Origin of the sequence: Haloactinopolyspora sp. (genome assembly GCF_027324685.1) — a bacterium.
Classification (GTDB): domain Bacteria; phylum Actinomycetota; class Actinomycetes; order Jiangellales; family Jiangellaceae; genus Haloactinopolyspora.
The window spans coordinates 23,875-49,234 of record NZ_DAHVSH010000122.1; the positions used below are offsets into that span (position 1 = coordinate 23,875).

General features: G+C 68.9%; 25 protein-coding genes. 3 read left to right on the top strand and 22 right to left on the bottom strand.

What is annotated here, in order from left to right:
- Nucleotides 1-3: 3 nt before the first annotated feature.
- The 18 genes from M6444_RS13915 to M6444_RS14000 form a co-directional block, all read right to left on the bottom strand.
- Nucleotides 4-969: a F0F1 ATP synthase subunit gamma gene (locus tag M6444_RS13915; RefSeq protein ID WP_298328427.1), complete on the bottom strand. Its 966-nt coding sequence runs from the start codon at nucleotides 967-969 to the stop codon at nucleotides 4-6.
- Between the two features lie 48 nt (nucleotides 970-1,017).
- Nucleotides 1,018-2,700: a F0F1 ATP synthase subunit alpha gene (atpA, locus tag M6444_RS13920; protein WP_298328430.1), complete on the bottom strand. Its 1,683-nt coding sequence runs from the start codon at nucleotides 2,698-2,700 to the stop codon at nucleotides 1,018-1,020.
- A 67-nt stretch (nucleotides 2,701-2,767) separates the two neighbouring features.
- The gene (locus tag M6444_RS13925) at nucleotides 2,768-3,592 is read right to left on the bottom strand and encodes a F0F1 ATP synthase subunit delta (protein WP_298328433.1); all 825 of its coding nucleotides are present in this window, start codon (nucleotides 3,590-3,592) and stop codon (nucleotides 2,768-2,770) included.
- The gene (locus M6444_RS13930; protein ID WP_298328436.1) at nucleotides 3,592-4,164 is read right to left on the bottom strand and encodes a F0F1 ATP synthase subunit B; all 573 of its coding nucleotides are present in this window, start codon (nucleotides 4,162-4,164) and stop codon (nucleotides 3,592-3,594) included. Before M6444_RS13930 ends, M6444_RS13925 begins: the two co-directional genes overlap by 1 nt.
- A 15-nt stretch (nucleotides 4,165-4,179) precedes the next feature.
- On the bottom strand, nucleotides 4,180-4,383 hold the full coding sequence (gene atpE, locus M6444_RS13935; RefSeq protein ID WP_106535736.1) for an ATP synthase F0 subunit C: 204 nt from the start codon (nucleotides 4,381-4,383) through the stop codon (nucleotides 4,180-4,182).
- A gap of 45 nt (nucleotides 4,384-4,428) precedes the next feature.
- The gene (gene atpB, locus M6444_RS13940) at nucleotides 4,429-5,220 is read right to left on the bottom strand and encodes a F0F1 ATP synthase subunit A (RefSeq protein WP_298328444.1); all 792 of its coding nucleotides are present in this window, start codon (nucleotides 5,218-5,220) and stop codon (nucleotides 4,429-4,431) included.
- 52 nt (nucleotides 5,221-5,272) lie between these two features.
- Complete coding sequence (locus M6444_RS13945; protein ID WP_298328446.1) at nucleotides 5,273-5,485, bottom strand: hypothetical protein; 213 nt, start codon at nucleotides 5,483-5,485, stop codon at nucleotides 5,273-5,275.
- A 13-nt stretch (nucleotides 5,486-5,498) separates the two neighbouring features.
- Nucleotides 5,499-5,981, bottom strand: coding sequence for a hypothetical protein (locus M6444_RS13950; RefSeq protein ID WP_298328448.1), 483 nt, complete (start codon nucleotides 5,979-5,981; stop codon nucleotides 5,499-5,501).
- 130 nt (nucleotides 5,982-6,111) lie between these two features.
- Nucleotides 6,112-7,221, bottom strand: coding sequence for an MraY family glycosyltransferase (locus M6444_RS13955; protein ID WP_298328451.1), 1,110 nt, complete (start codon nucleotides 7,219-7,221; stop codon nucleotides 6,112-6,114).
- A gap of 15 nt (nucleotides 7,222-7,236) precedes the next feature.
- Nucleotides 7,237-8,073: an L-threonylcarbamoyladenylate synthase gene (locus M6444_RS13960; protein ID WP_298328453.1), complete on the bottom strand. Its 837-nt coding sequence runs from the start codon at nucleotides 8,071-8,073 to the stop codon at nucleotides 7,237-7,239.
- 165 nt (nucleotides 8,074-8,238) lie between these two features.
- Nucleotides 8,239-9,120 (bottom strand): peptide chain release factor N(5)-glutamine methyltransferase, encoded by an 882-nt coding sequence (prmC, locus tag M6444_RS13965; RefSeq protein WP_298328456.1) that lies wholly within the window; start codon nucleotides 9,118-9,120, stop codon nucleotides 8,239-8,241.
- Entirely contained in the window at nucleotides 9,117-10,205 is a 1,089-nt protein-coding gene (gene prfA / locus M6444_RS13970; RefSeq protein WP_298328459.1) for a peptide chain release factor 1, read from the bottom strand. The genes prmC and prfA overlap by 4 nt, the downstream gene beginning before the upstream one ends.
- Nucleotides 10,206-10,373: 168 nt before the next feature.
- Nucleotides 10,374-10,595, bottom strand: a complete 222-nt coding sequence (gene rpmE / locus M6444_RS13975; protein ID WP_298328461.1) for a 50S ribosomal protein L31 — start codon at nucleotides 10,593-10,595, stop codon at nucleotides 10,374-10,376.
- 170 nt (nucleotides 10,596-10,765) lie between these two features.
- Nucleotides 10,766-12,901 carry a transcription termination factor Rho gene (gene rho, locus M6444_RS13980; RefSeq protein ID WP_298328465.1) on the bottom strand — a complete coding sequence of 712 codons (2,136 nt, stop codon included), beginning with the start codon at nucleotides 12,899-12,901 and terminating at the stop codon, nucleotides 10,766-10,768.
- 269 nt (nucleotides 12,902-13,170) lie between these two features.
- Complete coding sequence (gene thrB / locus M6444_RS13985) at nucleotides 13,171-14,085, bottom strand: homoserine kinase (RefSeq protein WP_298328468.1); 915 nt, start codon at nucleotides 14,083-14,085, stop codon at nucleotides 13,171-13,173.
- On the bottom strand, nucleotides 14,082-15,152 hold the full coding sequence (gene thrC, locus M6444_RS13990) for a threonine synthase (protein ID WP_298328471.1): 1,071 nt from the start codon (nucleotides 15,150-15,152) through the stop codon (nucleotides 14,082-14,084). The genes thrB and thrC overlap by 4 nt, the downstream gene beginning before the upstream one ends.
- A gap of 16 nt (nucleotides 15,153-15,168) precedes the next feature.
- On the bottom strand, nucleotides 15,169-16,461 hold the full coding sequence (locus M6444_RS13995) for a homoserine dehydrogenase (RefSeq protein WP_363326371.1): 1,293 nt from the start codon (nucleotides 16,459-16,461) through the stop codon (nucleotides 15,169-15,171).
- A 312-nt stretch (nucleotides 16,462-16,773) separates the two neighbouring features.
- On the bottom strand, nucleotides 16,774-17,751 hold the full coding sequence (locus tag M6444_RS14000) for a trypsin-like peptidase domain-containing protein (protein ID WP_298328478.1): 978 nt from the start codon (nucleotides 17,749-17,751) through the stop codon (nucleotides 16,774-16,776).
- Nucleotides 17,752-17,880: 129 nt separating this feature from the next.
- Between M6444_RS14000 and M6444_RS14005 the strand changes: the two genes are divergently transcribed.
- Nucleotides 17,881-18,825 (top strand): serine/threonine dehydratase, encoded by a 945-nt coding sequence (locus tag M6444_RS14005; protein ID WP_298328480.1) that lies wholly within the window; start codon nucleotides 17,881-17,883, stop codon nucleotides 18,823-18,825.
- A gap of 352 nt (nucleotides 18,826-19,177) precedes the next feature.
- Here the strand turns inward: M6444_RS14005 and lysA are convergent, their stop codons facing one another.
- Genes lysA through M6444_RS14020 form a run of 3 tightly spaced genes read right to left on the bottom strand, consistent with a single transcriptional unit; the run spans nucleotide 19,178 to nucleotide 22,541 of the window.
- The gene (lysA, locus tag M6444_RS14010) at nucleotides 19,178-20,587 is read right to left on the bottom strand and encodes a diaminopimelate decarboxylase (RefSeq protein ID WP_298328483.1); all 1,410 of its coding nucleotides are present in this window, start codon (nucleotides 20,585-20,587) and stop codon (nucleotides 19,178-19,180) included.
- 5 nt (nucleotides 20,588-20,592) lie between these two features.
- On the bottom strand, nucleotides 20,593-22,251 hold the full coding sequence (argS, locus tag M6444_RS14015) for an arginine--tRNA ligase (protein ID WP_298328485.1): 1,659 nt from the start codon (nucleotides 22,249-22,251) through the stop codon (nucleotides 20,593-20,595).
- Entirely contained in the window at nucleotides 22,248-22,541 is a 294-nt protein-coding gene (locus tag M6444_RS14020) for a helix-turn-helix transcriptional regulator (RefSeq protein WP_298328487.1), read from the bottom strand. The genes argS and M6444_RS14020 overlap by 4 nt, the downstream gene beginning before the upstream one ends.
- 54 nt (nucleotides 22,542-22,595) lie before the next feature.
- Here M6444_RS14020 and map point away from each other — a divergent pair, with 54 nt between their 5' ends.
- Nucleotides 22,596-23,363: a type I methionyl aminopeptidase gene (gene map / locus M6444_RS14025; RefSeq protein WP_298328490.1), complete on the top strand. Its 768-nt coding sequence runs from the start codon at nucleotides 22,596-22,598 to the stop codon at nucleotides 23,361-23,363.
- Nucleotides 23,364-23,389: 26 nt separating this feature from the next.
- On the opposite strand, the gene M6444_RS14030 is transcribed toward map, so the two are convergent.
- Complete coding sequence (locus tag M6444_RS14030) at nucleotides 23,390-24,220, bottom strand: alpha/beta hydrolase (protein WP_298328492.1); 831 nt, start codon at nucleotides 24,218-24,220, stop codon at nucleotides 23,390-23,392.
- Here M6444_RS14030 and M6444_RS14035 point away from each other — a divergent pair.
- Nucleotides 24,219-25,337: a sigma-70 family RNA polymerase sigma factor gene (locus M6444_RS14035; protein ID WP_363326372.1), complete on the top strand. Its 1,119-nt coding sequence runs from the start codon at nucleotides 24,219-24,221 to the stop codon at nucleotides 25,335-25,337. The genes M6444_RS14030 and M6444_RS14035 overlap by 2 nt on opposite strands.
- Nucleotides 25,338-25,360: the final 23 nt, after the last annotated feature.

A 25,360-nucleotide genomic window follows, 5' to 3' on the forward strand; every position in this document is an offset into this window, starting at 1 on the left:
GTCTTACTCGCTCCCTGCGGCCGCCAGCGCGTCTGCGCCGCCGACGATCTCGCTGATCTCCTGGGTGATCTCGGCCTGGCGGGCCGAGTTGGCCTGACGGGTGATGCTCTCCTGCAACTCCCCGGCGTTGTCCGTGGCGTTCTTCATGGCGCGCCGACGCGCCGCCCATTCCGACGCGGCTGCGTCGAGCAGAGCCGTGTAGATGAGGTTTCCCGCGTACTGCGGCAACAACGCGTCGAGGACCTCGTCCGCGGACGGCTCGAAGTCGTACAGCGGCACCGCGCCTTCACGCGAGCGGCCGTTGTCACCACCCGCGCCGTTACCCGCGCGTTGGGTCGCGGTCTCCGCGGCGTGGATCTCGGCCGGCACTTCCTCGACCATGATCGGGAACAGCCGGCGGGCGCGGACCTCTTGGGACACCATGTTCCGGAAGTGCGTCGACACGATGTGGATCTCGTCGACGCCGCCCTCGTCGGTGGGGGTGTTGATGGCCGCCAACAAGTCGTCGGCGATCCGTCGCGCGTCGGCGTAGGTCGGCTTGCCGGTGAACCCGGTGTACTCGCCGCCGAGCTCACGGCCCCGGAAGCGGAACCACGCGACACCCTTGCGGCCCACGACGTACGGGATGGTCTCTTGACCGTGCTCGTTCAACAGCCCCGCCAGCGCTTCGCTCTGCCGGATGACGTTCGCCGAGTACGCACCGGCGAAACCGCCGTCACTGGTCACGATCAGCACGGCCGACCGTCGAGGCTGCCCCTCGCTCTCGATCAGCGGGTGGTCGAGCCGAGCGCGCTCGGCCGCGGCCTCCAGCGCCGCGACCAGAGTGCGCGAGTACGGACGAGCGGCTTCGGCATACTGCTGCGCTTTGGCGATCCGCGAGGTGGCGATCAGCTCCTGCGCACGGGTGATCTTCTTGATGGACTCGACAGAGCGGACGCGCCGTCGAAGTTCACGCAGCTGGGCTCCCATGGCTGGGGTGACCTCCTCTCGGTGCCTGCTCCGATGGTGCGCGCACCGTCACTCGTCTCCGGCGTCGGGTCGCGCCGCTTCGCGGATGTCGTCCTGGTCTCGCGTACGCCGGCGGATGACCGTCAGGTCCTCTTCGTCCTCACCGAGCGCCTCGACCGGCTCGTCCTTGATCAGCGGCTGACCGGACGCGGTGATGAACTGCTGCTTGAAGGTGTCGACGGCCTTCTCGAGCGTGGCCAGGCTCTCGTCGGACATCTGCCCGGTCTGGTCGATCGAGTCGAGAACGTCGGCGTGCTCACGCACGACGTAGTCGAGGAACTCGCTCTCGAACCGCCGCACGTCCTCGACCGGAACCTCGTCGAGCTTGCCCGAGGTGCCCGACCACAGCGAGACGACCTGCTTGGCTGCCGGCATGGGCGCCGCCTGTGGCTGCTTGAGCAACTCGGTGAGGCGCTCACCACGGTCGAGCTGGGCGCGGCTGGTGGGGTCGAGGTCCGAGGCGAACGCAGCGAACGCCTTGAGCTCGTTGAACTGCGCCAAGTCCAGACGCAGGGTACCGGTGACCTTGCGCATCGCCTTGATCTGCGCATCACCACCGACACGCGACACCGAGACACCGACGTTGATGGCCGGACGGACGCCGGAGTGGAACAGGTCGGTCTCGAGGAAGCACTGCCCGTCGGTGATCGAGATGACGTTGGTCGGAATGAACGCCGAGATGTCGTTCGCCTTGGTCTCGATGATCGGCAGCCCGGTCATCGATCCGCCGCCGAGTTCCTCGGAGAGCTTGGCGCACCGCTCGAGCAGCCGGGAGTGCAGGTAGAACACGTCACCGGGGTAAGCCTCGCGACCCGGAGGACGACGCAGCAGCAGCGACACCGCGCGGTAGGCCTCGGCCTGCTTGGACAGGTCGTCGAAGACGATGAGCACGTGCTTGCCCTGGTACATCCAGTGCTGGCCGATGGCCGAGCCGGTGTACGGCGACAGGTACTTGAACCCGGCGGGGTCGGAGGCCGGGGAAGCCACGATCGTGGTGTATTCCAGCGCGCCGGCTTCCTCCAGCTGCTGGCGGATACCGGCGATGGTGGAGCCCTTCTGCCCGGTGGCCACGTAGATGCAGCGCACCTGCTTCTTCGGGTCACCGCTCTTCCAGTTGTCCACCTGGTTGAGGATGGTGTCGACCGCCACCGTCGTCTTACCGGTCTGGCGGTCACCGATGATGAGCTGGCGCTGGCCGCGGCCGATCGGGGTCATCGAGTCGATGGCCTTGATGCCGGTCTGCAGCGGCTCTTCGACCTTCTTGCGCTGGATGACCGTGGGGGCCTGCAGCTCGAGGGCGCGACGCGTCTCGGCTTCGATCTCGCCGAGCCCGTCCAGGGGCTTGCCCAGCGGGTCGACGACGCGCCCGAGGAAGTTGTCACCGACCGGGACCGAGAGCACCTCGCCGGTGCGGCGCACCGTCTGGCCTTCCTCGATGCCGTCATAGTCACCGAGCACCACGACGCCGATCTCGCGGACGTCGAGGTTGAGTGCCAGTCCGAGGGTCCCGTCCTCGAACTCCAGCAACTCGTTGGCCATCGCCGACGGCAGGCCTTCGACCCTGGCGATGCCGTCACCGGCGATCACGACATGGCCGACTTCCTCACGCGCAGCGGCCGCCGGCTGATACGACTCGACGAAGGCGTTGAGCGCCTCGCGGATCTCCTCGGGACGGATGGTCAGCTCCGCCATCGTTGCTCCTGCTCTCTTGTCTCGTGGATCGTGAGGTCGGTCATTGGTTGAGGATCAGATCGGCGGCCTACTGAGTACTGGCGACCAGCTGGCGCTGAGCGCCCTCGAGCCGACTCGCCACGGTGCCGTCGACGACCTCGTCGCCGAGTTCGACCTTGATCCCGCCGACGAGACCTGGCTCGACGACGATGTTCATCTGCACCGGACCGTCGGCACGCACACTCAGCGCGCGCTCCAGACGGTCGCGATGTTCCGGGGCAAGCGGGGCAGCGACGTGCACGACGGCTACGCGCCGCGCCCGCAGGCGCGCCGCGAGTTCGCTGACCCGTTCCAGCTCCGATTCCAGGCTACCCGCACGCCGCTCGAGCACAGCGTGTTCGACCAGCCGCACGGTCTCAGGAGCACTGCGCCCGTCCAGCAGCCGGCGGATGAGTCCGGACAGTGCCTCAGGCGGCGCCGCGCGATCGAGCAACGCCGAACGCAGGTCTCGCTCGCGCCGCACGACCTGGGCGAACCGGAAGAGCTCTTCCTCCACGGTGTCGAGCCGGTCGTGTGCCCGCGCGGCGAACAGATGCGCGAGAACACCGAACTCCTCGATCGTGGTGGTCAGCTCACCGGGTTTGGCCCAGCGCTCGGACACGCATGCCGCGAGCAGGTCGACGGAGGTGGCGTCGAGACGGTCGCCGGTCAGGCGCCGCAGCAGCGCTTCGCGATCGGCCGGCCCGCGCCCGGTGTCGGTGAGAGCACGTCGCACCGACGGCCGCGCATCGAGCAGTTCGGCGAACGAGAACAGCGCGTCGCCGATCTTCGCCGCGTCGCCTCCAGCTTGGGAGACGGCCGACTCGAACCGGGAGCGCAGCTCTGCGTGGCTCTGCCCGTCAACCTCAGACATCATCCATCCTTACCGGAGGTACCTGCCGTTCCGACGGCCGCGTCGTCCGCCTGAGCGGACTCCAGCTCGGCCAGGAACCGCTCGACGACGCGATTGGAACGCTCGTCGTCCTCGAGCGACTCACCCACGACCCGCCCAGCGAGCGTGGTGGCCAGGGTACCGACCTCGTCACGCAGCGACCGGAGCACCTGCTCGCGCTCGGCCTGCAGCTGCGCGTGGGCACGAGCGGTGACGCGGTCGGCTTCGGCCTGCGCCTCCTCGCGCATCTGCGCGATGATGGCTTGGCCTTGCTGTTTGGCGTCTTCGCGGATCCGAGCCGCCTCGCTGCGGGCGTCGGCCAACTGGCTGCGGTACTCCTCGAGCAACCGCTGCGCCTCGGCTTGGGCCTCTTCGGCTTGCTTGACGCCGCCCTCGATGCTCGCCGCCCGCTCGGCGTAGGTCCGCTCGAAGATCGGGAAGACCTTGGCCCGCAGGAAGAAGAACAGCAGCGCGAACGCAACCAGGCCGACGATCAGCTCGGACGTGTGCGGCAACAGCGGGCTAGGCCCGTCCTCCGCTGCCAGGATCGTCATGCTCGACATGGGCACCTACAGGGCAAACGCGAGGCCGATACCGATGATGGCCAGCGCCTCAGCCAGAGCGAAGCCCAGAATCGCGATGCCCTGCAGCACGCTGCGGGCCTCGGGCTGGCGGGCGACGCCGTTGATGTAGGCAGCGAAGATCAGGCCGATACCGACACCCGGGCCGATGGCCGCGAGGCCGTAACCGACCATGTTCAGGGAGCCTTCCATCATTTTTCCTTTCCTTGTGGTGGTGAAGCTCGTAGGAGATGACGCTCAGTGTTCGTGGGTGAGCGCGCCGCCGATGTAGATGGCGGAAAGCAGTGTGAAGACGTAGGCCTGCAGGAGCTGGATGAAACCTTCGAAGAAGGTCAGCACGATGCTGAACAGCAGCGACACACTGCCCGCGGCGTAGCCGACCAGGCCCTGCGTCTCGGTCAGTAGATGCTCTCCGCCCAGGATCGTCAGCAGCAGCACCAAGTGCCCGGCGAACATGTTGAACGTGAGTCGCAGGGTGAGCGTGGCCGGCCGGAAGACCACGGTGGACAGGAACTCCAACGGCGCGAGCAGCGGGTACAGCGCCTTCGGGATGCCGGGCGGGAACATCATGTTCTTGAAGTACCCGCCGAATCCCTGCCGCCGGATTCCGACGTAATTGAAAATGATCCAGGAGATCACGGCCAGGAACAGCGGAATAGCGATCTTCGACGTAGCCGGGAACTGCAGAATCGGAATGATGCCCGATATGTTCAGCGCGACCAGGAACGCAAAAAGGGTCACGAGATACGGCACGTACTTGATGCCTTCTCGGCCGATGGCGTCCATCGCGACCTGGTTGCGGACGAAGCCGTAGAAGCTCTCAGCGGCGAACTGCAGCTTGCCGGGCACCAGCGTCGCCCGACGCGCGGCGAAGTAGAAGAAAGCGCCCACCGCGATCGTGCCGAGCACGATCACGAGCATGGGCTTGGTGAAAAACGTCCCCTCGCCGAACAGCGCTGGGAACTCGAAGTCCGCCGGCCCGGGGCTGTGGAACTCCGACGACTCAGCGACAAGCATCCGAGTGCTCACGGGGTCCTTTCCTCTCAGCGCGCTGGATGCGCGTCGACGGGGATAGCCAGGGTCAGGCCTTACCGTATCTGACCCAGATCAGGTACAGAGCAGCACCCATACCTGTCAGCAGGCCCAGCATCAGGTAGACGGTGTGGTCGAGCCACTCGGAGACGAGCCAGCCCGCGCCACCCCAGACCGTGACACCGGATGCGATCAGCCCGACAGAGTCCCATGCACCTGCGTTTTCTCGACGACGCAGGTCATCGTCTTCGTCCGAGCTCATGGCACGTCAGATACTACGGGGTCGTCTCCCCGGTCACGTAATCGGGGCCAGCGGGGCCCGGACGGGCCGAACGCCTGTGTACAGACGCAGCCACGTGCACAGCGATCCATGTCGAGGCGGATGCGACAATAGTCACACCGATGGTGGGTCCGTCCAACGCTTCGATCTGTCGCGCCATCTGCAGGGCCATCAGCACCAGGGCGAGCCGGAGGGTGTAGGTGAGCAGCAGCAGGGCCATCCCGGTCCCGGCGCCGGTGCGCAACTCTCGGACGATGAACAGCGGGACCATCCCCGACCAGAAGAACGCCACGACGACCGCTGTCGCCGTCAAGCCGCTGACCAGGCCGCCGGTGCCGACCGTCGCCCAGGCGACGAGCGAGCAGACCGTGCCGACCGCGAGGCAAGCACGGCGGGCCAGGACATGTGCCGGCGCGCCGGGTCCGGCCGAGGCGGGTCGCCGGAAGCGTCGCATGAAGGGTCGCTGGGTGGTCGTCATGGCCGAGCAAGTCTATGCAGCCCCGCCATGACCGGCCAATTCTTGAATGATCATGTTCACTACCCAATTGCCTGCGCCACCACCCGTGCACGCATGGTGATGCGACAGCAATCCTGGTGGTGTGACGGCGTCAGGCGCTTCGCGGGCCGCGCTGGAACAGCCGTCGCGGATGCCCCGTCGTGAACGCAGCCATCGCCAGCACCCCGGCCGCCAGCAGCACGTACGTCGTCCACCCGCCGATCATCGCGATGACCACCACGCCGAACGACACCAAGGCGGCCCACACCCACATGATCGCCACCGCCCTGCGCTGTGAGTGACCCACCTGCAGAAGTCGATGATGCAGGTGACGCTTGTCCGGCGAGAACGGAGAGCGGCCCGCCCGCGTGCGGCGGACGACGGCGAGCATCATGTCCAGGAACGGCAACAGAATGACCGCCAGCGGAAGCACCAACGGCAGCATCGTCAGCAGGAAGCTCGACGCCTCGACCTCCTGGCTCGGCAGCCGCCCGGTCAGACTGATGGACCCCGCGGCCAGCAGCATGCCGATGAGCATCGAGCCGGAATCGCCCATGAAGATCTTCGCTGGATGCACGTTGTGCGGTAACAACCCTGCGCAGATGCCGACGACCACGATCGACACCAGCGCCGGCGTACTCATCCGGCTGATGTTGTTCTCCACGGCCAGCAGGTACGCGTATGAGAAGAACGCCGCGGCCCCGACACCGACAACCCCGGCGGCGAGGCCGTCCAGCCCGTCGACGAAGTTGACGGCATTGGCCGCCCCGACGACGAGGAACACCGTCAGCAGCGCACCCTGGGTCTGATCGAGGATGAACGTCCCGCCCGGCAACGGCAGCCACAGCAACTGCACACCGAGCGCCACCAGCAATCCGGCGGCGAGAAGCTGCCCGGCGAATTTCGTCAACGCCGACAGGTCCCAGATGTCGTCGGCCACCCCGACGAGGCAGATCACCGATGCCGCCGCGATCAGCGCCCACGCGTCGCTGGACTCCTCGAACACGCCGCGCAGCCGGGGCAGATAGCTGGCCACCAGCATCGCGACCAACATGCCGACGAGCATGGCGATACCGCCCAGGCGCGGCACCGGCTCGCGGTGCACGTCCCGGTCGCGGGTGGGCGGCACCGCACCGACCCAGTACGCGAACCGGCCGGCCAGCCCGACGACCAAGTACGTGACCGAGGCCGCCACGAAGAAGGTCAGGAGATACTCGCGCACTGGTCGCGCTGCCTCCTACGCGTCCGGCGACCGGGGTGCACCCGGCTCGTCGTCTTGAGCAGACTCCGCAGGCGGGTCGACCGAGCGTGCGGCGTCGTCGGAACCGTCGGCCTCGTCGGAACCTTCGGCCTCGTCGGCGCGGTCGTCCATCCCATCGGCCTCGTTGGCCTCGTCGGCGCCGTCGTCCGTCCCATCGGCACCGTCGTCAGTCCCGTCGGCTCGGATCTCGGGGATGACGGCCTGCAAGGCCGCTAGGCTGATCGCCCCGTCCCGCAGGACCCGCGGCACCGCACCGCTCACGTCGACGATGGTGGACGGGGTGTCGTCGCTGGTGGGACCCGCTTCGAGATAGACGGCGACGGCGTCGCCGAGTTGCTCGCGCGCTTCGGCGGCCGACCGGGCCGGCGGCTTGCCGGTCACGTTGGCGCTGCTGACGGCCAATGGCCCGGTCTCGGCGAGCACTTCGAGCGCGACGTCGTGGTCGGGCATGCGCACTGCGACAGTTGCTCCGGCGTCACCGAGGTCCCACGCCAGCGACGGCTGTTCAGCACAGATCAGGGTCAGTCCGCCGGGCCAGAACGCCTCGACGAGCGCGTCGACGGTCGGGTTGGTGACGGCGATGCCGGCGAGCGCCTCGGCCGAGCCGACCAGCACCGGAACCGGCATGTCGCGGCCGCGGCCCTTCGCTGCGAGCAACGCGGCCACCGCGTCGGCAGTGAAAGCGTCGGCGGCCACCCCGTACACCGTGTCGGTGGGCATGACCACGAGCTTGCCGTTGCGGATCGCGCGTCTGGCCGCGCCGACGCCGCGTTGCCGCTTGGTCTCGTCTGAGCAGTCATACAGCGGGCTCACTCCGCCATCCTCTCTCGCGCCGTCGCGGCCGGTGCTGGCGGGGCCGACAGTCATCGGCTTTCGATGCAGGCCGTCGACGGACACCGTGCACCACTAGGACTTGTGCTGCATCACGAGGCGTGTACGCATGGTTGGCTTGGGAATTGCCTAGTGAACATGATCATTTCAGGCGCTCGCCACGGGAGAACGCCGGGCAGTAACGTAGCGCGGGCGGCCGTTCAGGTCAGCATGATCGGCGACATCGGTCCACGCGCCGCCGGCGCGGAACACCTCCGGCGCCGATTCACCCTGGACGTCGGCGTGCTCGGCGATCAACAGCCCGCCTGGCGTGAGCAATCGGGCGGCCACCCGGTCGAGCTCGCGCATCGCGTCGAGCCCGTCGGTGCCCGACCACAGCGCGGCAGCCGGGTCGTGTTCGGCCACCTCCGGGTCGCGAACAGTCGCGCCGACCGGCACGTACGGCGGATTGGCCACGACGACGTCCACCATGCCCAGCAGCATCGACATGCTGCGCTCGACGATCCCGGCCACGTCGTCGTGATGGACCACGATCGAGGCGCCCGCGACGTTGCGCCGCAACCACTGCACGGCGTCTTCTTCGCTCTCCACCGCGTGCACGACGCATGGGCGGACCTCGCCGGCCACCGACAGCGCGATGGCGCCGGAACCGGCGAACATGTCGACGACCACCGGGACCCGGCCCGCGGCCACCAGGGCCGATGCCTCGTCGACCGCCGCACCGGCGACCAGTTCGGTCTCCGGGCGCGGGATGAAGACCCCGGGACCGACGTGCAGCGTGACGTGGCGGAAGTGCGCCAGCCCGGTCACATGCTGCAGCGGCTCCCGGTTGGCCCGCCTGGTGATGAGGTCGTCGTAGGCGGCGTCGAATACATCATCCGGGTCGGGATGAGTGAAAAGAGCAGAACGCTCGACGCCCAAGGCGTGCGCCGCTAGCACCTCGGCATCGTGGCGTGGGGACGCGACGCCGGCAGCGGCCAGGCGGCTGGCTGCTGCGCGGATCCGGTCGTTGAGCGCGACCGTCGTCATGCCGGGCGCGTTTCGCCGGTCGCGGCCAGGGCGGCCTCGGTGTCAGCGTCGACGAGCGCCTGCACCACGGCGTCGAGGTCGCCGTCGAGTACGGCGTCGAGGTTGTGCGCCTTGTAGCCCACTCGGTGATCGGAGATCCGGTTCTCGGGGAAGTTGTAGGTACGGACGCGTTCGGACCGGTCGACGGTCCGGACCTGGCTGCGCCTCGCATCGGCGGCCTCGCGCTCGGCCTCCTCTTGGGCGGCGGCGAGCAGGCGGGCCCGCAAGATGCGCAACGCCTGCTCCTTGTTCTGCAACTGGCTCTTCTCGTTCTGGCACGACACGACGATGCCGGTGGGCAGGTGGGTGATCCGTACCGCAGAGTCGGTGGTGTTGACGCTCTGCCCGCCGGGACCGGACGAGCGGAAGACGTCGATGCGCAGGTCGTTGGGGTTGATCTCGACCTCGGCGTCGTCTTCGGCTTCAGGCAGCACCAGGACGCCGGCCGCAGAGGTGTGGATACGTCCTTGGCTCTCGGTCACCGGCACCCGCTGCACGCGGTGCACGCCGCCTTCGTACTTCAGCCGGGCGTACGGAGCGGTCCCGGGTTCGGGGGTGCCCTTCGCCTTGATGGCGACCGCGACGTCCTTGTACCCGCCGAGGTCGGACTCTTCGGCGTCGAGAACCTGCGTGCTCCAGCCGGCCCGTTCGGCAAAACGCAGATACATCCGCAGCAGATCGGCAGCGAACAGCGCCGACTCGGCGCCACCTTCGCCGGCCTTGATCTCGAGGATCGCGTCGCGGTCGTCGTTCGGGTCACGGGGCAGCAAGAGCTTGCGCAGCCGTTCGGCGAGTTCCTCTTCGCGCCGCGCGTTCTCGTCGGCTTCGGCAGCGAACACCGGATCGTCCGCGGCGAGTTCGAGGGCCGCGCGGCGGTCCTCACCCGCCCTGCGCCACTGCTCGTACGTGGTGACGATGGCCGTCAGCTCCGCGTATCGGCGTCCGAGCCGCCGGGCGAGCCCCGGGTCGGCATGCACGGCCGGGTCGGCCATCCGCTGCTCGAGCTCACTGTGCTCGGCGACCAGGGCTTGGACACCCTCGAACACCGCCACACACCTCCCTCGAGACTCGTACGGCCAATCAAATCGCAGCAGCAACATGAACAGGCGGGGCCGCCTGTCCTGCTGCCTAGGCGTCCAAAGCGTCGAATCGGCATGCTTCACCGCCGGATTCGACGGAGCCGACAGAGCAGGACAGGCGTCCCCGCCGAACAGCTACTTGGCGTCGGCCTTCTTCTTGCCGTAACGCGACTCGAACCGGGCAACGCGGCCACCGGTGTCGAGGATCTTCTGCTTACCGGTGTAGAACGGGTGGCAGGCCGAGCAGACGTCGGCGTGGATCACGCCGTTGGCCGCCGTGCTGCGAGTGGTGAACGTGTTGCCGCAGGTACAGGTGACCGTGGTCTCCACGTACTGCGGGTGGATCTCGGGCTTCATCAGTGTGACTCCTGCAATCGACAAGGGTTCCGGGTCGACCAGACGGCCGTCCGATCGTGAACCGGGACCAGCTGTCAAGTATTCCAGCTCGGCGGCATGCGAGCCAAACCAGCTCACGAGACGTACGCCGTGCCCGAATCTTCGAGCACGGCGTACCCCCAGTGGCGTTGCTAGTCGGCTTCCTTCGAGTTCCCGTTGCCGCCGATCGACGGAGTCGTCTTCTGGACGGTCATCAAGAACTCGCCGTTGCTCTTGGTCTTCTTGAGCCGATCCAGCAGCAACTCGATGGCCTGCTGGTTGTCCAGCGCCGAGAGCACCCGGCGCAGCTGCCACATGATGGCCAGCTCTTCCTTCGACACGAGGATCTCCTCGCGTCGAGTACCGGACCCGTCGACGTCGATGGCCGGGAAGATCCGCTTGTCCGCCAGGTCGCGGCGCAGCCGGAGCTCCATGTTGCCGGTGCCCTTGAACTCCTCGAAGATCACTTCGTCCATCTTCGAGCCGGTCTCGACCAGCGCGGTGGCCATGATCGTCAGTGAGCCGCCGTTCTCGATGTTGCGTGCGGCACCGAAGAACCGCTTCGGCGGGTACAAGGCGCTGGAGTCGACACCACCGGAGAGAATCCGGCCGCTGGCCGGCGCGGCCAGGTTGTAGGCCCGGCCGAGCCTGGTGATGGAGTCCAGCAGGATGACGACGTCGTGACCGAGCTCCACCAGACGCTTGGCGCGCTCGATGGCCAGCTCCGCGACCATCGTGTGGTCTTCAGCCGGGCGGTCGAAGGTGGAGGCGATGACCTCGCCCTTCACCGCTCGCTGCATGTCGGTGACCTCTTCTGGCCGCTCGTCGACGAGCACGACCATCAGGTGGGTCTCGGGGTTGTTCGTGGTGATCGCGTTGGCGATCGCCTGCATGATGAGGGTCTTACCGGCCTTCGCCGGGGAGACGATCAACCCTCGCTGCCCCTTACCGATGGGGGCGACGAGGTCGATGATCCGCGTGGTGTAGATGCCCGGCTCGGTCTCGAGCCGCAGGCGGTCCTGCGGGTACAGCGGCGTGAGCTTGCTGAAGTCCGGGCGATTCGCAGCGGCCTCGGGGTCGGCGCCGTTGACGGTGTCGACGCGGACCAGCGCGTTGAACTTCTGCTGCTTCTCCCCCTCACGCGGCTGCCGCACGACGCCGGTGATCGCGTCACCCTTGCGCAGTCCGTACTTGCGGACCATCGCCAGGGACACGTAGACGTCGTTGGGTCCGGGCAGGTAGCCCGACGTGCGGACGAAGGCGTAGTTGTCGAGGATGTCCAGGATTCCGGCCACCGGGATCAGGACATCGTCCTCGGCGATCTGCGGCTCCTCGATACGCTCGCGGCCGCCCCGCCGGTCGCGGTTGTTACCGCGCCGGTCGCGACGCCGGCGGCGCGACCGGCGGTCGTCATCGTCGTCGTCGCGATCGTGCTGACGATTGTCCTGACGGCCTTGGTTGCCCTGCCGGTTGTCCCGGTTGTCCTGTCGGTTGTCTCGGTTGTCCTGTCGGTTGTCGCGATTGTCCTGCCGGTCGCGGTTGCCGTTGTCGCCGGACCGGTTGTCCTGCCGGTCCCGGCTGTCCCGGTTGTCCTGCCGGTTGTCCCGGTTGTCCTGCCGGTTGTCCCGGCTGCCGTTGTCACCCTGCCGGTTACCGCCCTGTCGGCGGCTGTCCTGGCGGTCCTGGCGGCGGTCGTTGGCATCGTTGCCGTTGCGCGCGTCCTGGCTGTCACTACGCGCGTCCCGGCTGTCGCCGCGCGCGTCCTGGTGCTCGTCGCCGGAGGTCTGGCGGCTCTCATCGGCGCGAGCCTGCTCACGGTCCGCGTGATCGGTGGAGGCGACGACCTCGTCGAGACGCGGCTCGGAGGCCGCCTGCGGACGCTGAGCGCGCCGACGCTGGCGAGGCTCCGCGGCCGCTGCGCCGGCAGCGGGCTCAGTGGCCGCCGGCTCCGGTGCGCCACCGGCCGGCACAGCCGCCTGGCTGGCGCCGGTGTCGATACGAGAAGTCTGGTCAGTGTTGTCACGAGTGGCCGGAGCATGGCCCTCGGCCGGCGCCGAGCCGCCGGACTGTGCTGCCTTGATGGCCTCGATCAACTGACCCTTGCGCATCCGGCCAGTGCCCTTGAGACCCAGGCTGGTGGCCAGCTGCTGAAGCTCGGCCAGAACCATGCCATCGAGGCCAGGGGCACGGCGACGCTGGCGCTTCGCCGGCGCGGCAGCTTCGTCTGCCGACGCCGCCGCCTGATCGTTCGGCGTCTCCGTGACGCCGGGAATCTCGGTGTTAGTCACTCAGGGTCCTTCCCTGGACCGGCACCGGCCAGACTGCCGGTGCATCGAACGCCTCGAGGGTGTTTCCCCGAGGGGATACAACTCGACGCAGCTGTAAGGTCCGTCACCTCGGTGCCCGCGCAGGCGAACTCTGGGAGGCGACTAAAGATCCATGGCCCATGGCGATGAACATCGCCACCATGGCAGACCGACCAGCAGAACGTCGGTGCACAGTGAGCGTAGCACGCCGCAGCCCGATTGACCCACACCCGCCGCGGTGATCGTGTGAGTCATGCCGTCCGGAGCACCGCGACGCCCGTGCGCCGTACCGGCAGGGCCCGCACGTCCCAGTCCGGAGCGTGCGACCGCACCTGGCCGACGTCCACTGCCGCGCCCAGGACCAGCACTGACGGCCCCGCCCCGGACACGACGGCCGCTAGACCGTCGGCTCGCAATCGCTCGATCAAAGCGATCGTCTGCGGCATGGCAGGTTCGCGGTAGGCCTGATGCAACCGGTCCTCGGTGGCCACGAGCAGCAGCTCCGGCTGGCGCGTCAAGGCCTGCACGAGCAAGGCGGCGCGCGCGGCATTGATCGCTGCGTCCTGGTGCGACACGGTCGCCGGCAGCAGGCCGCGAGCCGTCTCGGTCGACACCGCCTCCGGCGGAATGCACACCACCGGCGTGACGTCCGCATGGACGTCGGCGCGGGTCGCACTCGCCGTCCCTGCAGAGTTCGACCACGCGACGGTGAGGCCACCGAGCAGGCACGCCGCGACGTTGTCCGGATGTCCTTCGAGCCGAGCAGCCAACTCGAGCATGTTCTGCCGGTCGAGCTTGCCCGGCTCGGCGAGCTCGGCTGCCGCCGCCACGCCCGCGACGATCGCCGCTGCCGACGACCCCAGACCGCGCCCGTGCGGCAGCGCGTTGCGACACGTCAACCGCAGTGCAGACGGTTGTTCGCCCAGTTCGGCGAAGGCCGCGCGCATCGCCCGGACCACCAGGTGCCCCTCGTCACGCGGCACACCACTCGCGCCTGGTCCCTCGACGTCGACGACCACCGGCTGCTGCAGCCCACCGAACTCGGCGGTGACTTCGATCTCGTCACACAGCTCGAGCGCCAGGCCCAGCGCGTCGAACCCTGGGCCGAGGTTGGCGCTGGTCGCCGGCGCGCGGACCGTGACCGTGCGGCTGCTGGCGCCGCTCACGCCAGCCCGAGCGCCGACGCGGCCGCCGAGACATCGGCCGGCACCACGTACGGGCGGATCTCGCCGTAGAAGGCACTCGCGGTGTCGACGTCCTTGAGACCGTGTCCGGTCACCGTGACGACGATCCGCTGGCCGGGGTCGAGACGCCCAGTTCGGCTGTAGTGCAGCAACCCCGCCACACCCGCCGCGGAGGCCGGCTCGACGAACAGGCCCTCACGCCCGGACAGTTCCTGCTGCGCGGCAAGGATCTGTTCGTCGGTGACGGCGTCGATCAGCCCGCCGGAGTCGTCGCGCGCGGCGATGGCCAGGTCCCACGACGCCGGCGACCCGATGCGGATGGCACTGGCCACAGTGTCCGGCGAGGTCACCGGGCCGCCGTGGACGAACGGCGCCGCACCGGCGGCCTGGAAACCCCACATCCGGGGCCGGCTGGTGGCCGGGCCGGACTCGTGATATTCGCAATAACCCATCCAGTAGGCCGAGATGTTCCCGGCGTTGCCCACCGGCAGCACGTGCAGGTCGGGGGCGTCGCCGAGGTCGTCGACGATCTCGAACGCCGCCGTCTTCTGCCCGGCCAGCCGATACGCGTTGACCGAGTTCACCAGCGCGACGGGGTAGGTGTCGGCCAGTTCGCGAGCAAGCCGGAGGCAGTCGTCGAAGTTGCCCTCGACCGAGGCGATGACACCGCCGTGCACAACGGCCTGGGCCAACTTCGGCCCGGCGATCTTGCCGTCGGGCAGCAGCACGACCGGCCGTAGACCAGCCCGTACCGCATACGCCGCGGCCGACGCACTGGTGTTGCCGGTCGAGGCGCACACGACGGCCTCGGCGCCCTGCTCGACCGCCTTGGACACGGCGACGGTCATCCCCCGGTCCTTGAACGACCCGGTGGGGTTCACCCCTTCGACCTTGAGGTGGACGTCACATCCGGTCTGCGCGGACAGCCACGGGGCCGGAACGAGCGGGGTACCGCCTTCGCGGAGCGTCACCACCGGCGTGGACTCGGTGACCGGCAGCCACTCCCGGTACTCCTCGATCACTCCGCGCCACAACCGAGACGTCGTCATCACCGATTCCACGGCCTCACTCGCCTTCGACTCGCATCACCGACAGCACATCTCGAACCGTATCGAGGTCGTTGAGACCCTCGACAGTCGCGGTCAGCGCTTCGTCGGTGGCGCGGTGGGTCACGATGACGAGTTCGGCGTCGTCGGGCCCCTCGACCTTCTGGCGCACGGTCTCGATCGACACGCCGTGCTGAGCGAACACTGCGGCCACGGCCGCCAGCACACCGGGACGGTCGGTCACGTCGAGGCTGATGTGATAGCGCGTCACGGTGTCGCCCATGGACCGCGGCGGCCGGTCGGCGTACCACGATCCGCGCGGCCCCAGACTCGCACCGAGCCGGTTACGCGCGGCGGTGACGACGTCGCCGAGCACGGCGCTGGCCGTGGGCGCACCACCGGCTCCGGGGCCGTAGAACATCAGCTGGCCCGCAGCCTCGGCTTCGACGAACACCGCGTTGTAAGCGCCACGTACACCGGCCAGCGGATGCGTCCGCGGCAGCATCGCCGGGTGGACCCGGACACCCACGCTGTTGCCGTCCTCGGACAGCTCACAGATCGCCAGCAACTTGACCACGGCCCCCATGGCCTTGGCCGAAGCGACATCGGCGGCAGTGACCTCGGAGATGCCCTCGCGGTGGACGTCGCCGGAGCCGACCGGCGAGTGGAAGGCGATGCCGGCCAGGATGGCCGCCTTGGCCGCCGCGTCATAGCCCTCGACGTCGGCCGTGGGGTCGGCTTCGGCGTAGCCCAGCGCCTGTGCTTCCTCGAGTGCCTCGGTGAAGCTGCTGCCCGCGGAGTCCATCTGGTCGAGGATGTAGTTCGTGGTGCCGTTGACGATGCCGAGCACGCGCTTGACGCGATCGCCGGCCATGGATTCGCGCAACGGGCGCAACAGTGGGATGGCACCGGCGACTGCGGCCTCGTAGTACAGGTCGACGCCGTGCTTCTCCGCCGCGGTGTGCAGGCTGACGGCATCTTCGGCCAACAGCGCCTTGTTCGCGGTGACGACCGAGGAGCCGTGCTCCATGGCGGTGTGGATCAGCCCACGCGCCGGCTCGAGGCCACCGATCACTTCGACGACGACGTCAACGTCGTCGCGCGCGGCCAGCCCAGCGGCGTCCGTGGTGAACAGGCTGGGATCGACGCCTGATATCGTCCGGTCGCGGCCGAGACGCCGCACGGCGACTCCAGCCAATTCGAGCCTGGCACCGACCCGGTTCGCCAATTCGTCGGCGTTCTCGTCGAGCAGGCGCGCGACTTCACTGCCGACGACACCACAGCCGAGGAGTGCTATCCGCACGCTGGCCATCGAAACCTCTCCTCCTTCGCCGGTGCTCAAGTCTGTTCGAGGCATGGACGATCTCGCGCGAACTATCCATCATGCGAGACATCTGTCTCACAGCGTTACCCGCACGCCGTAGATTCTCCGTTCCGTCCGAACTCCCCCGGTCCGTCCCGTCCGGCTCACCCGCACAGGAGAGGCGACGCGATTCGCCTCCGGCCGACGATGTGCCTGCGTCGAGGCGTCATCGACACCGACCGAGGAGAACGTAGCCGATACCGACCCCACTGGACGACGTTCTACCCGCTCGGCATCAACGCGAACGTCACCGCCTGCCGGTCACCGCTGATCGGTGAGCTCCACCGGCCGGGCGATCACGTCGACCATCGCGCCGTTGCGGAACGTCGTGATGGGCAACTGCTCGCCGATCGCTTCGGCGAACATGCGCCGCTGTAGCGCCTGAGCATCGACGACCGGCTCACCGGCCACCGTCACCATCAGGTCACCTTCGCGCAAGCCGGCGACCTCGGCCGGACTGCCCGGCTCCACGTGGACGATACGCACCCCGCGCGAACGCCCGATGCGTTCGGCCAGGTTCGGCGGCACCGGTGCCGGCGCGGTGGCCACCCCGAGAAACGCCCGCCGCACTCGGCCGTCGCGCAGTAGGGTCGTGATGATCCGCGTGCTGGTCGCGTTCACCGGCACCGCCAGCCCGACACCGACGCCGGCCACCGCGGTGTTGATGCCCACGACGCGCCCGGACGAGTCGGCCAGCGCACCGCCGGAATTGCCCGGGTTCAGCGCCGCATCGGTCTGGATGACGTCCTCGATGATGCGTACGGTTCGCCCGCTCTGGGCCGGCATCGACCGCCCGAGCGCACTGACGACGCCCGCGGTCACCGAGCCGGACAATCCGAGAGGACTGCCGACCGCCACGACCAGCTGCCCGACCGTGAGCTGGTCGGCATCGCCGAGCGTCGCCGCGGGCGGAGTCGCCCCGTCGGTACGGACGACGGCAAGATCCGACAGCTGATCACGTCCGATCACGGTGAAACCCACCTCGGTACCGTCGCCGAACGACGCCGTACCACCCTCGGCCGAACCGACGACATGCGCGTTGGTGAGCAAGAAGCCGTCGTCGGTGAACACCACCGCCGAGCCCGCGCCGACCACGCCGCGACGTCCACCTCGCTGGCCGGTGACCGACAACGCGGCCACTGCGGGCAGCAGCCGCTTGGCCACCCCGCTGACCACCTGCGAGTACGCATCGAGTGCCGCCAGGTCCCGGTCGACGGGATGCTCGCTGTTCGTGCTCATGGCACACCTCCCCCGCTGTTGGGCGTGTGCGGTTCAACACTGCCAGTTTCCGGCTGAGTCCGGTGTACGCCGTGAGCGCAATCGCGCCTCGGTCACGCCATCGGTGACCGCTCCGGTCACAATGTCGAGATGACCGACGCGCCACCCCAGGCCCTGCACCTGACCAGATCCGACGTCGAGGCCGCCCACGAGCGCGTTCGGCCCGTCGTCCGCCGCACGCCGGTCGTGGAGATCGACGGCGACGAGATCGGTGTCGCGGCGCGAGTCGTCCTCAAGCTCGAACTGCTCCAGCACACCGGCTCGTTCAAGGCACGCGGCGCGCTCAACTCCGTCCTGCGTGCCGGCACCGAGCGCGGCGTCGCCGCGGTGTCGGGAGGCAATCACGCCGCCGCGGTGGCGTGGGCGGCCACGCGCGCCGGACTGGACGCCGACGTGTTCGTCCCGTCCACGGCGACGCCGGAGAAGATCGAGCGGATTCGGGGCTACGGCGGACGTGCCCACATCGTCGAGGGCGGCGTGCCGGACGCATTCGCCGCGGGCGTGCCCTGGGCCGCTGAGCACGGCGTGCACCTCATTCATCCGTTCGAGCAGGTGGACACCATGTGCGGCCAGGGCACGCTCGGGCTGGAACTCGAAGAGCAGGTGCCCGACGCCGACGCGGTGCTGGTGGCATGCGGCGGCGGGGGCCTCTACTCGGGACTGCGCACCGCGATCGCCCCGGCGGTCCACGTAGTTCCGGTGGAGCCGCAACGCTGCGCGAACCTGCACGCCGCGCTTGCCGCCGGACGGCCGGTGCCGGTGGAGGTCGGCGGAGTCGCCGCCGATTCGCTCGGGCCCGCCGAGATCGGCGCGACGGCATTCCAGCTGGCGCGGGCCGATGGGATCGAGGTGCCGCTCGTCAGCGACGACGACATCGTCGCCGCACGGCGGTGGTTGTGGCAGCGCTGCCGCGTCCTGGCCGAGCCGGGTGGTTGCACCGCCCTGGCCGCGCTGATGTCCGGCGCGTACGTCGCCGCGCCGGGTGCCGTGGTCGCCGTCGTCGTCAGCGGTGGGAACAACCCGACCATCCCGTGATGCCGGACAGATGCCGCCGTCCTACCGGGGTACGCCGGTCGGGCGCGGTGGTCGTGAAGATCGTCGTGCGGGGAATTGCCGCTTTCTGCCGGTCGTGAAGATCGTCGTGCGGCAGAGTGCGCGATATAGCGGCATGTTCCGCCACGACGATCTTCACGACCGTGGCGCGGGCGTGGACGGTAGGCGGGCGTGGACGGCAGACGCGTGGTAGCGGGCGTTTGCGCGGGCGTGGACGGTAGACGGGCGTGGACGGCAGACGCGTGGCGCGGACTACACCGTCACCGTGTGCCGGACGGCCTTGCGTTCCAGTCGTTGACGTTGCGTCGCCCGTTCCGGTGACCGACGCCGACGGTCAGCCGACGTCGAGCGCCAGCAGGTCGTCCTCGGTCTCGCGCCGGACGATCTCGCGAGCCACACCGTCGCGCACAGCGACCACCGGCGGGCGCGGCACGTGGTTGTACGTGCTGGCCATGCTGCGGCAGTACGCGCCGGTGCCGGGCACGGCCACCAGGTCGCCGGGCTCCACGTCGGCGGGCAGGAACTCGTCCTTGACGACGATGTCGCCGCTCTCGCAGTGCTTGCCGACCACCCGCGACAGCGCCGGGTCGGCAGCGGATGCGCGGGAGGCCAGCGTGCAGGAGTAATCGGCGTCGTACAAGGCGGTACGGATGTTGTCGCTCATGCCGCCGTCGACGGCGACGTACCGCCGCTGTGCGCCACCGCCGAGCTCCACCGTCTTCACCGTGCCCACCTCGTAGAGCGTGAACGTGCTCGGGCCGGCGATCGCCCGGCCCGGCTCGACGATGAGTCTCGGGACGGCCAGCCCGTAGGCTCGGCATTCGTGCTCGAGGATGGCCTGCAAACCGGCCGCGAGCACGTCAGGCGGTTGAGGGTCGTCCTGACTGGTGTAGGCGATACCGAAGCCGCCGCCCAGGTCGAGCTCCGGAAGACCGATACCGTGCTCGTCGCGGATCTGCGCTTGCAAGCCCAGTACGCGGCGCGCGGCGACTTCGAACCCGGAGGTGTCGTAGATCTGCGACCCGATGTGTGAGTGCAAGCCGAGCAGTTCCAGCGAGGGTGCGGCCAGGATCTGGCGCACCGCCTCGCCCGCTTCTCCCCCGGCGATGGAGAAGCCGAACTTCTGGTCTTCGTGCGCGGTGGCGATGTACTCGTGCGTGTGCGCCTCGACGCCGACCTTCGTCCGCACCAGGACCCGCGCGCGCATGTTCCGCGAGGCGGCCAGCTCGGCCACCCGGGTGATCTCGTGGAACGAGTCGACGATGATGCGTCCCACCCCGGCGTCGAGCGCCCGGGCCAGCTCGGCACGCGACTTGTTGTTGCCGTGCAGCCCGATCGCCGCTGGCGGAAACCCCGCACGCAGCGCCACGGCGAGCTCGCCGCCGGAACACACGTCCAGGCCCAGCCCTTCGTCGGCGATCCACCGCGCGACCTCGGTACACAGGAACGCCTTCCCCGCGTAATACACCTGCGCACCGGCGGCCACACCGGCGAATGCGTCCCGGAAGGCGCGCGCCCGCGCCCGGAAGTCGGCTTCGTCCACCACGTAGGCGGGGGTTCCGAACTGTGCGGCCAACGCTCGTACGTCCATGCCGGCCACGCGCAGCACACCGTCGTCGTCGCGGGTCACCCCGTCCGGCCAGAGACCTGGATACAGCGCGTTGACGTCGTCGGGTGCCTGCAGCCACGACGGCCCGCGGTGCCCGGCCTCGGCATGCAGGGCCCCGGCTTCGTGTGCACGCATGGTGCCTACATCCGTTCCGGCGCGCTGACGCCGAGCAGCCCGAGGCCGTTGGCGAGTACGACCCGCGTCGCGTCGACCAGCCACAACCGGGCACGGTGCACGTCGGTGGCGTCCTCGTCACCCATCGGCAACACGCGGCAGTCGTCGTAGAACTTGTGAAACGTCGCCGCCGTGTCCTCCAGGTAGCGCGCGATGCGGTGCGGCTCACGCAACTCCGCCGCCGTGGCCACCACCCGCGGGAACTCCGCCAGCGCGCCGAGCAGCACCGACTCGCGCTCGTGGTCGAGCAGCTCCGGGCGCAGCTCACCGCGGTCGATGCCCAGCTCGGTGGCGTTGCGCAGGATCGACGACAGCCTGGCGTGCGCGTACTGCACGTAGAAGACCGGGTTGTCCGAGGTCTGCTTGGTGATCTGCGCGACGTCGAGGGTCAGTGGGGAGTCCGTGGGATAACGGCACAGGGAGTACCGCAATGCGTCGACGCCGGCGGCTTCGACGACCTGCCCCAGCGTGACCATGGTGCCGGCGCGCTTGGAGAGCTTGAGCTCCGTGCCGCCGTCGAGGATCTTGACCATCTGCCCGATGGGAACCTCGATGTTGGCGTCGGGGTCGTCGCCGGCGCACGCCGCCAGCGCCTTGAGCCGGGCGACGTAGCCGTGATGATCGGCGCCGAGCAGGTAGATGCAGACGTCGAAGCCCCGCTCGCGCTTGTCGACGTAATACGCGGCATCCGAGGCGAAGTAGGTGTAGGTGCCGTCGGACCGGACGAGCACGCGGTCCTTGTCGTCGCCGAAGTCGGTGGTGCGCATCCACACCGCGCCATCGGCTTCGAAGACGTGGCCCTTGCTGCGCAGCACGTCCAGGGCGTGTTCGACGCGACCCTGCTCGTGCAGGTCTCGCTCGGAGTACCAGACGTCGAACCGGGTGCGGAACTCCTCGAGCTGGCGTTGCTGCTCGGCCAACTGCAGCCGGTATCCGGCCTCGCGAAACGCCACGAGCTGCTCGGCCTCGGGGAGGTCCAGGATGTCGGGCTGCTCGGCCACGATGGCCTGGGCGAGCTCGGTGATGTAATCCCCGTGGTAGCCGTCGTCGGGCACGTCGCGGCCGTGGGCGCGGGCCATGATGGACATGCCGAACTTGTCCATCTGTCCGCCGCGGTCGTTGATGTAGAACTCGCGCGTGACCTCGGCCCCAGCCGCGTCGATGACGCGGGCCATGGCGTCGCCGACCGCCGCCCACCGGACATGCCCCAGGTGCAACGGACCAGTGGGGTTGGCGGAGATGAACTCGACGTTCACGCGAGTTCCGGCGAGCACGTCGCTGCGGCCGTACGACGCCGCGGCCTCGACGATGGTGCGGGCGAGCTCACCCTGGGTGGCCGCGGCGACCCGGAAGTTGAGGAACCCCGGACCGGCGACGTCGACGGCTTCGATGCCGTCACTCTCACGCAGCCGGACGGCGAGGAGCTCGGCCAGCGCACGCGGATTCGTGCCGGCCTTCTTGGCCAGCTGCATGGCGACGTTGGTGGCGTAGTCGCCGTGATCGCGGTTGCGCGGGCGCTCGATGACGACGGTGGCGGGCACGCCGTCGGGCAGGGAGACGTCGCCGGCCTCGACAGCCGCCGCGAGGACGTCGCGCACGGCGGTGGACAGTTGCTCGGGGGTCACCGGGCCAGCGTAGCTACGACCTGCTCGCCGTCGTGACGTGCGTCCGGAACCTGAGCAACCTCGGCCAGCAAGGCGTCCACAGACATGCCGAGGATGTCCGCGACCGCGACGACAGTGAAGAATGCGGGGGTCGGGATGCGCCCACGCTCGATCTTGCGCAGGGTCTCCGGCGAGATGCCGGCCTCGGTCGCCACGTCCACGATGCTGCGCGAACCGCGTGCCCGGCGCAGCACGCTGCCCAGCCGCTCACCGCGTTCGCGTTCGGAGATCGTCAACGGAACTCGTACCATGGATGTGATACTAATACCGGTATAGTTATCGTCTGCTACTCCTGGGAATCCAACGTGATCGAACTCAAGTCACCTGCCGAGATCGAGATGATCCGCGCGGCCGGGCGCGTCGTCGCGACGGTGCACGCCGAAGTCAAGGCACACGCGGTCGCCGGCGTCACACTGCGCGAGCTCGACGAGGTTGCGCGCAAGGTCATCGACAGCGCCGGTGCCGGCTCGTCCTTCCTCGGCTACCACCCCCGATTCGGCGCGACACCGTTCCCAGGGGTCATCTGCACCTCGGTCAACGAGGTCATGCTCCACGGCCTGCCCACCGACTATCGCCTCCGCGACGGTGACCTGCTCAGCGTCGACTGCGGCGCCTACGTCGACGGGTGGCATGCCGACGCTGCGGTCAGTTTCGTCGTCGGCGAGCCGAAGCCGGAGGACCTGGCGCTCATCGAGGCCACCGAACGGTGCCTGGCCGCCGGAATCGAAGCCGCCCGGCCAGGCGCCCGGATGGGCGACATCGCGCACGCGATGTCCACGGTGGGCCGGGCAGCCGGCTACGGCATGCAGAACGACTTCGGCGGGCACGGCATCGGGCGCGCCATGCACGAGGAGCCCTTCGTCCCCAACGAGGGCGTGCCCGGGCGTGGGCTGAAGCTTACCCCTGGCCTGGTCATCGCCATCGAACCGAGCCTGATGGCCGGCGGGCGAGACGACTACCGGATGGCCGACGACGGCTGGTCGCTGTGCACCACCGACGGCAGCCGCTCCGCCCACGTCGAGCACACCGTCGCCATCACCGAGGACGGCCCGCGCATCCTGACCGTCCAGTAAGCCGGGCCCGCCGGCACGTTCCTGCGTCAGCTATCCAGTACCGCGCGCAGCCGGGGGACGAATCCGGCGGGATCGTCGACGAAAGCGATGTGCCCGCCGGGGAACATGGTGGGCTCGATACCCAGAGCGCCAGCCAGGGCGGTAGCAGTCAGGTCGCACACCTCCCCCGTCGAGTCCGCTCCGATACCGACGACGATCCGCGTCGGTCCGGCCCGCAAGGCCGCGACGTCCGGGCGCCAATAGGCCGACGGACGCAGTTCGTGCGCGAACCAGAAGTGCTCGTCGGCCACCTGTTGCGGATCGCGTTGCTCGGCGAACATCTGCTCGAACGCCTCGTCGGGTAGGTCGATGTTGGCGTGAGCCAGGAACTTCCGCCACGCCCCCACCACGTCGCCGGACAGGTAGGTGGCGACGTAATCCTCGGTCAGTTCCCGCCGCCGTTCGCGATCGTCGAGCAGCTCGATCAGCGGCGGCTCGTGCGCGACGACGGTGTGCACGTGCTCGGGGTGGGCCTGGGCCAATGCCAGCGCGCTCACCGCGCCGCCGCTGGAGCCGAACACCGCCGCGCGCCCGGCACCAACGTGGGCGATGAGACGAGCCAGGTCGTCGGCGCGCATCTGTGGCGTTGAGTCGGCGTCCGGGTCTTCGACGAGACTGCGATTCACCCCACGCGGATCGGTCGTGAGAACCATGTGGTCGACGGCGAGGAGGTCGGCCAGGGGCGCGAACTGCGCGGCGTGCATCGGCGCTCCGACCAGCAGCACCAGCGGACCGGTGCCGCGCAGCTCGTAGTGCAGCCGCGCGCCCGGAACCTCGAGAATAGAGGCGACGACGGGAACGGCGGACGTCTGGTTCATGGGAGTCTCCTCGGGAGCATCGGTGGGTTCTGTCCGCAATGAAGACTCCGGTGGTGCGGCAGAATCATCGGTTGTGGGCAGAATTTCTTCTGCGGCTCGCGGCCAGGGCGAACAGGCTGGCGAGCTGGCCCGGGCGCGCGCCGGCGACGACGCCGCCTTCAATCGGCTGGTCGCGCCGTTACGGGCGGAGCTGCACGCGCACTGCTACCGCATGCTCGGCTCGACCCACGACGCTGACGACGCGCTCCAAGACGCCTTGCTGCGGGCTTGGCAGGGCCTTGGCCGGTTCGAGGGACGCAGTTCGCTGCGCTCGTGGTTGTACACGGTGGCGACCCGGACCTGCCTCGACCTCCTCAAGAGCCGAGAACGGCACGCAGTGCCCATGGACCTCGGCCCGGCAAGCAGTCACGTCGTCGTCCATGACGTGCCGTCGAACGATGTCGCCTGGCTGAGCCCGTACCCCGACGCAGGGCTCACCGACAGTCCCGCCAGTCCCGGCGCGCGATACGAGCAACGCGAAGCCGTCGAGGTCGCCTTCGTCGCCGCGCTCCAGCATCTGCCCGGCAACCAGCGTGCGGCATTGCTGCTGTTCGAGGTTCTCGGCTTCACTGCCGCCGAGATCGCCGCCATGATGGACACCACCGTCGCCTCGATCAACAGCGCGCTACAACGAGCCCGCCGCATCGTGTCCGACCGGATCCCGCAGGCCACGCAGCAGCAGACCTTGCGCGAGATCGACGACCAACGGGTGCGCCGGATCGTCACCGGTTACATGACAGCGCTGGAACACGGCGACGCGGACCTGCTGGTGGCGATGCTCACCGACGACGTCACGTGGTCGATGCCTCCGCTGCCGCACTGGTACCACGGGCTGGACACGGTCACCGAGTTCGCCGTTCGCGTACCACTGACCAGCTGCGGCTCGTGGCGGCATCGAGCGACCAGCGCGAACGGCCAGCCAGCTATCGGGGCCTACCTCTGGGACGACCCCACCGGCCTGCACCGCGCGTGGTCGATCAACGTGCTGACCCTGCGCGGCGACCGGATCGCCGCCATCACCTCGTTCATCGGCGCCGAGCACTTCCAGCCGTTCGGACTGCCCGACTCGCTGCCCTGAGCCCGCCACATCGCCGACGTCCG

Bases quoted from the DNA above. Each gene is read 5' to 3' on its own strand.
- M6444_RS13915 (WP_298328427.1), bottom strand. From the start codon at position 969: ATGGGAGCCCAGCTGCGTGAACTTCGACGGCGCGTCCGCTCTGTCGAG.
- atpA (WP_298328430.1), bottom strand. From the start codon at position 2,700: ATGGCGGAGCTGACCATCCGTCCCGAGGAGATCCGCGAGGCGCTCAAC.
- M6444_RS13925 (WP_298328433.1), bottom strand. From the start codon at position 3,592: ATGTCTGAGGTTGACGGGCAGAGCCACGCAGAGCTGCGCTCCCGGTTC.
- M6444_RS13930 (WP_298328436.1), bottom strand. From the start codon at position 4,164: ATGACGATCCTGGCAGCGGAGGACGGGCCTAGCCCGCTGTTGCCGCAC.
- atpE (WP_106535736.1), bottom strand. From the start codon at position 4,383: ATGGAAGGCTCCCTGAACATGGTCGGTTACGGCCTCGCGGCCATCGGC.
- M6444_RS13945 (WP_298328446.1), bottom strand. From the start codon at position 5,485: ATGAGCTCGGACGAAGACGATGACCTGCGTCGTCGAGAAAACGCAGGT.
- M6444_RS13950 (WP_298328448.1), bottom strand. From the start codon at position 5,981: ATGACGACCACCCAGCGACCCTTCATGCGACGCTTCCGGCGACCCGCC.
- prmC (WP_298328456.1), bottom strand. From the start codon at position 9,120: ATGACGACGGTCGCGCTCAACGACCGGATCCGCGCAGCAGCCAGCCGC.
- rpmE (WP_298328461.1), bottom strand. From the start codon at position 10,595: ATGAAGCCCGAGATCCACCCGCAGTACGTGGAGACCACGGTCACCTGT.
- thrC (WP_298328471.1), bottom strand. From the start codon at position 15,152: ATGACGACGTCTCGGTTGTGGCGCGGAGTGATCGAGGAGTACCGGGAG.
- M6444_RS13995 (WP_363326371.1), bottom strand. From the start codon at position 16,461: ATGGCCAGCGTGCGGATAGCACTCCTCGGCTGTGGTGTCGTCGGCAGT.
- M6444_RS14000 (WP_298328478.1), bottom strand. From the start codon at position 17,751: ATGAGCACGAACAGCGAGCATCCCGTCGACCGGGACCTGGCGGCACTC.
- M6444_RS14005 (WP_298328480.1), top strand. From the start codon at position 17,881: ATGACCGACGCGCCACCCCAGGCCCTGCACCTGACCAGATCCGACGTC.
- lysA (WP_298328483.1), bottom strand. From the start codon at position 20,587: ATGCGTGCACACGAAGCCGGGGCCCTGCATGCCGAGGCCGGGCACCGC.
- M6444_RS14020 (WP_298328487.1), bottom strand. From the start codon at position 22,541: ATGGTACGAGTTCCGTTGACGATCTCCGAACGCGAACGCGGTGAGCGG.
- M6444_RS14035 (WP_363326372.1), top strand. From the start codon at position 24,219: ATGGGAGTCTCCTCGGGAGCATCGGTGGGTTCTGTCCGCAATGAAGAC.
- M6444_RS14030 (WP_298328492.1), bottom strand. From the start codon at position 24,220: ATGAACCAGACGTCCGCCGTTCCCGTCGTCGCCTCTATTCTCGAGGTT.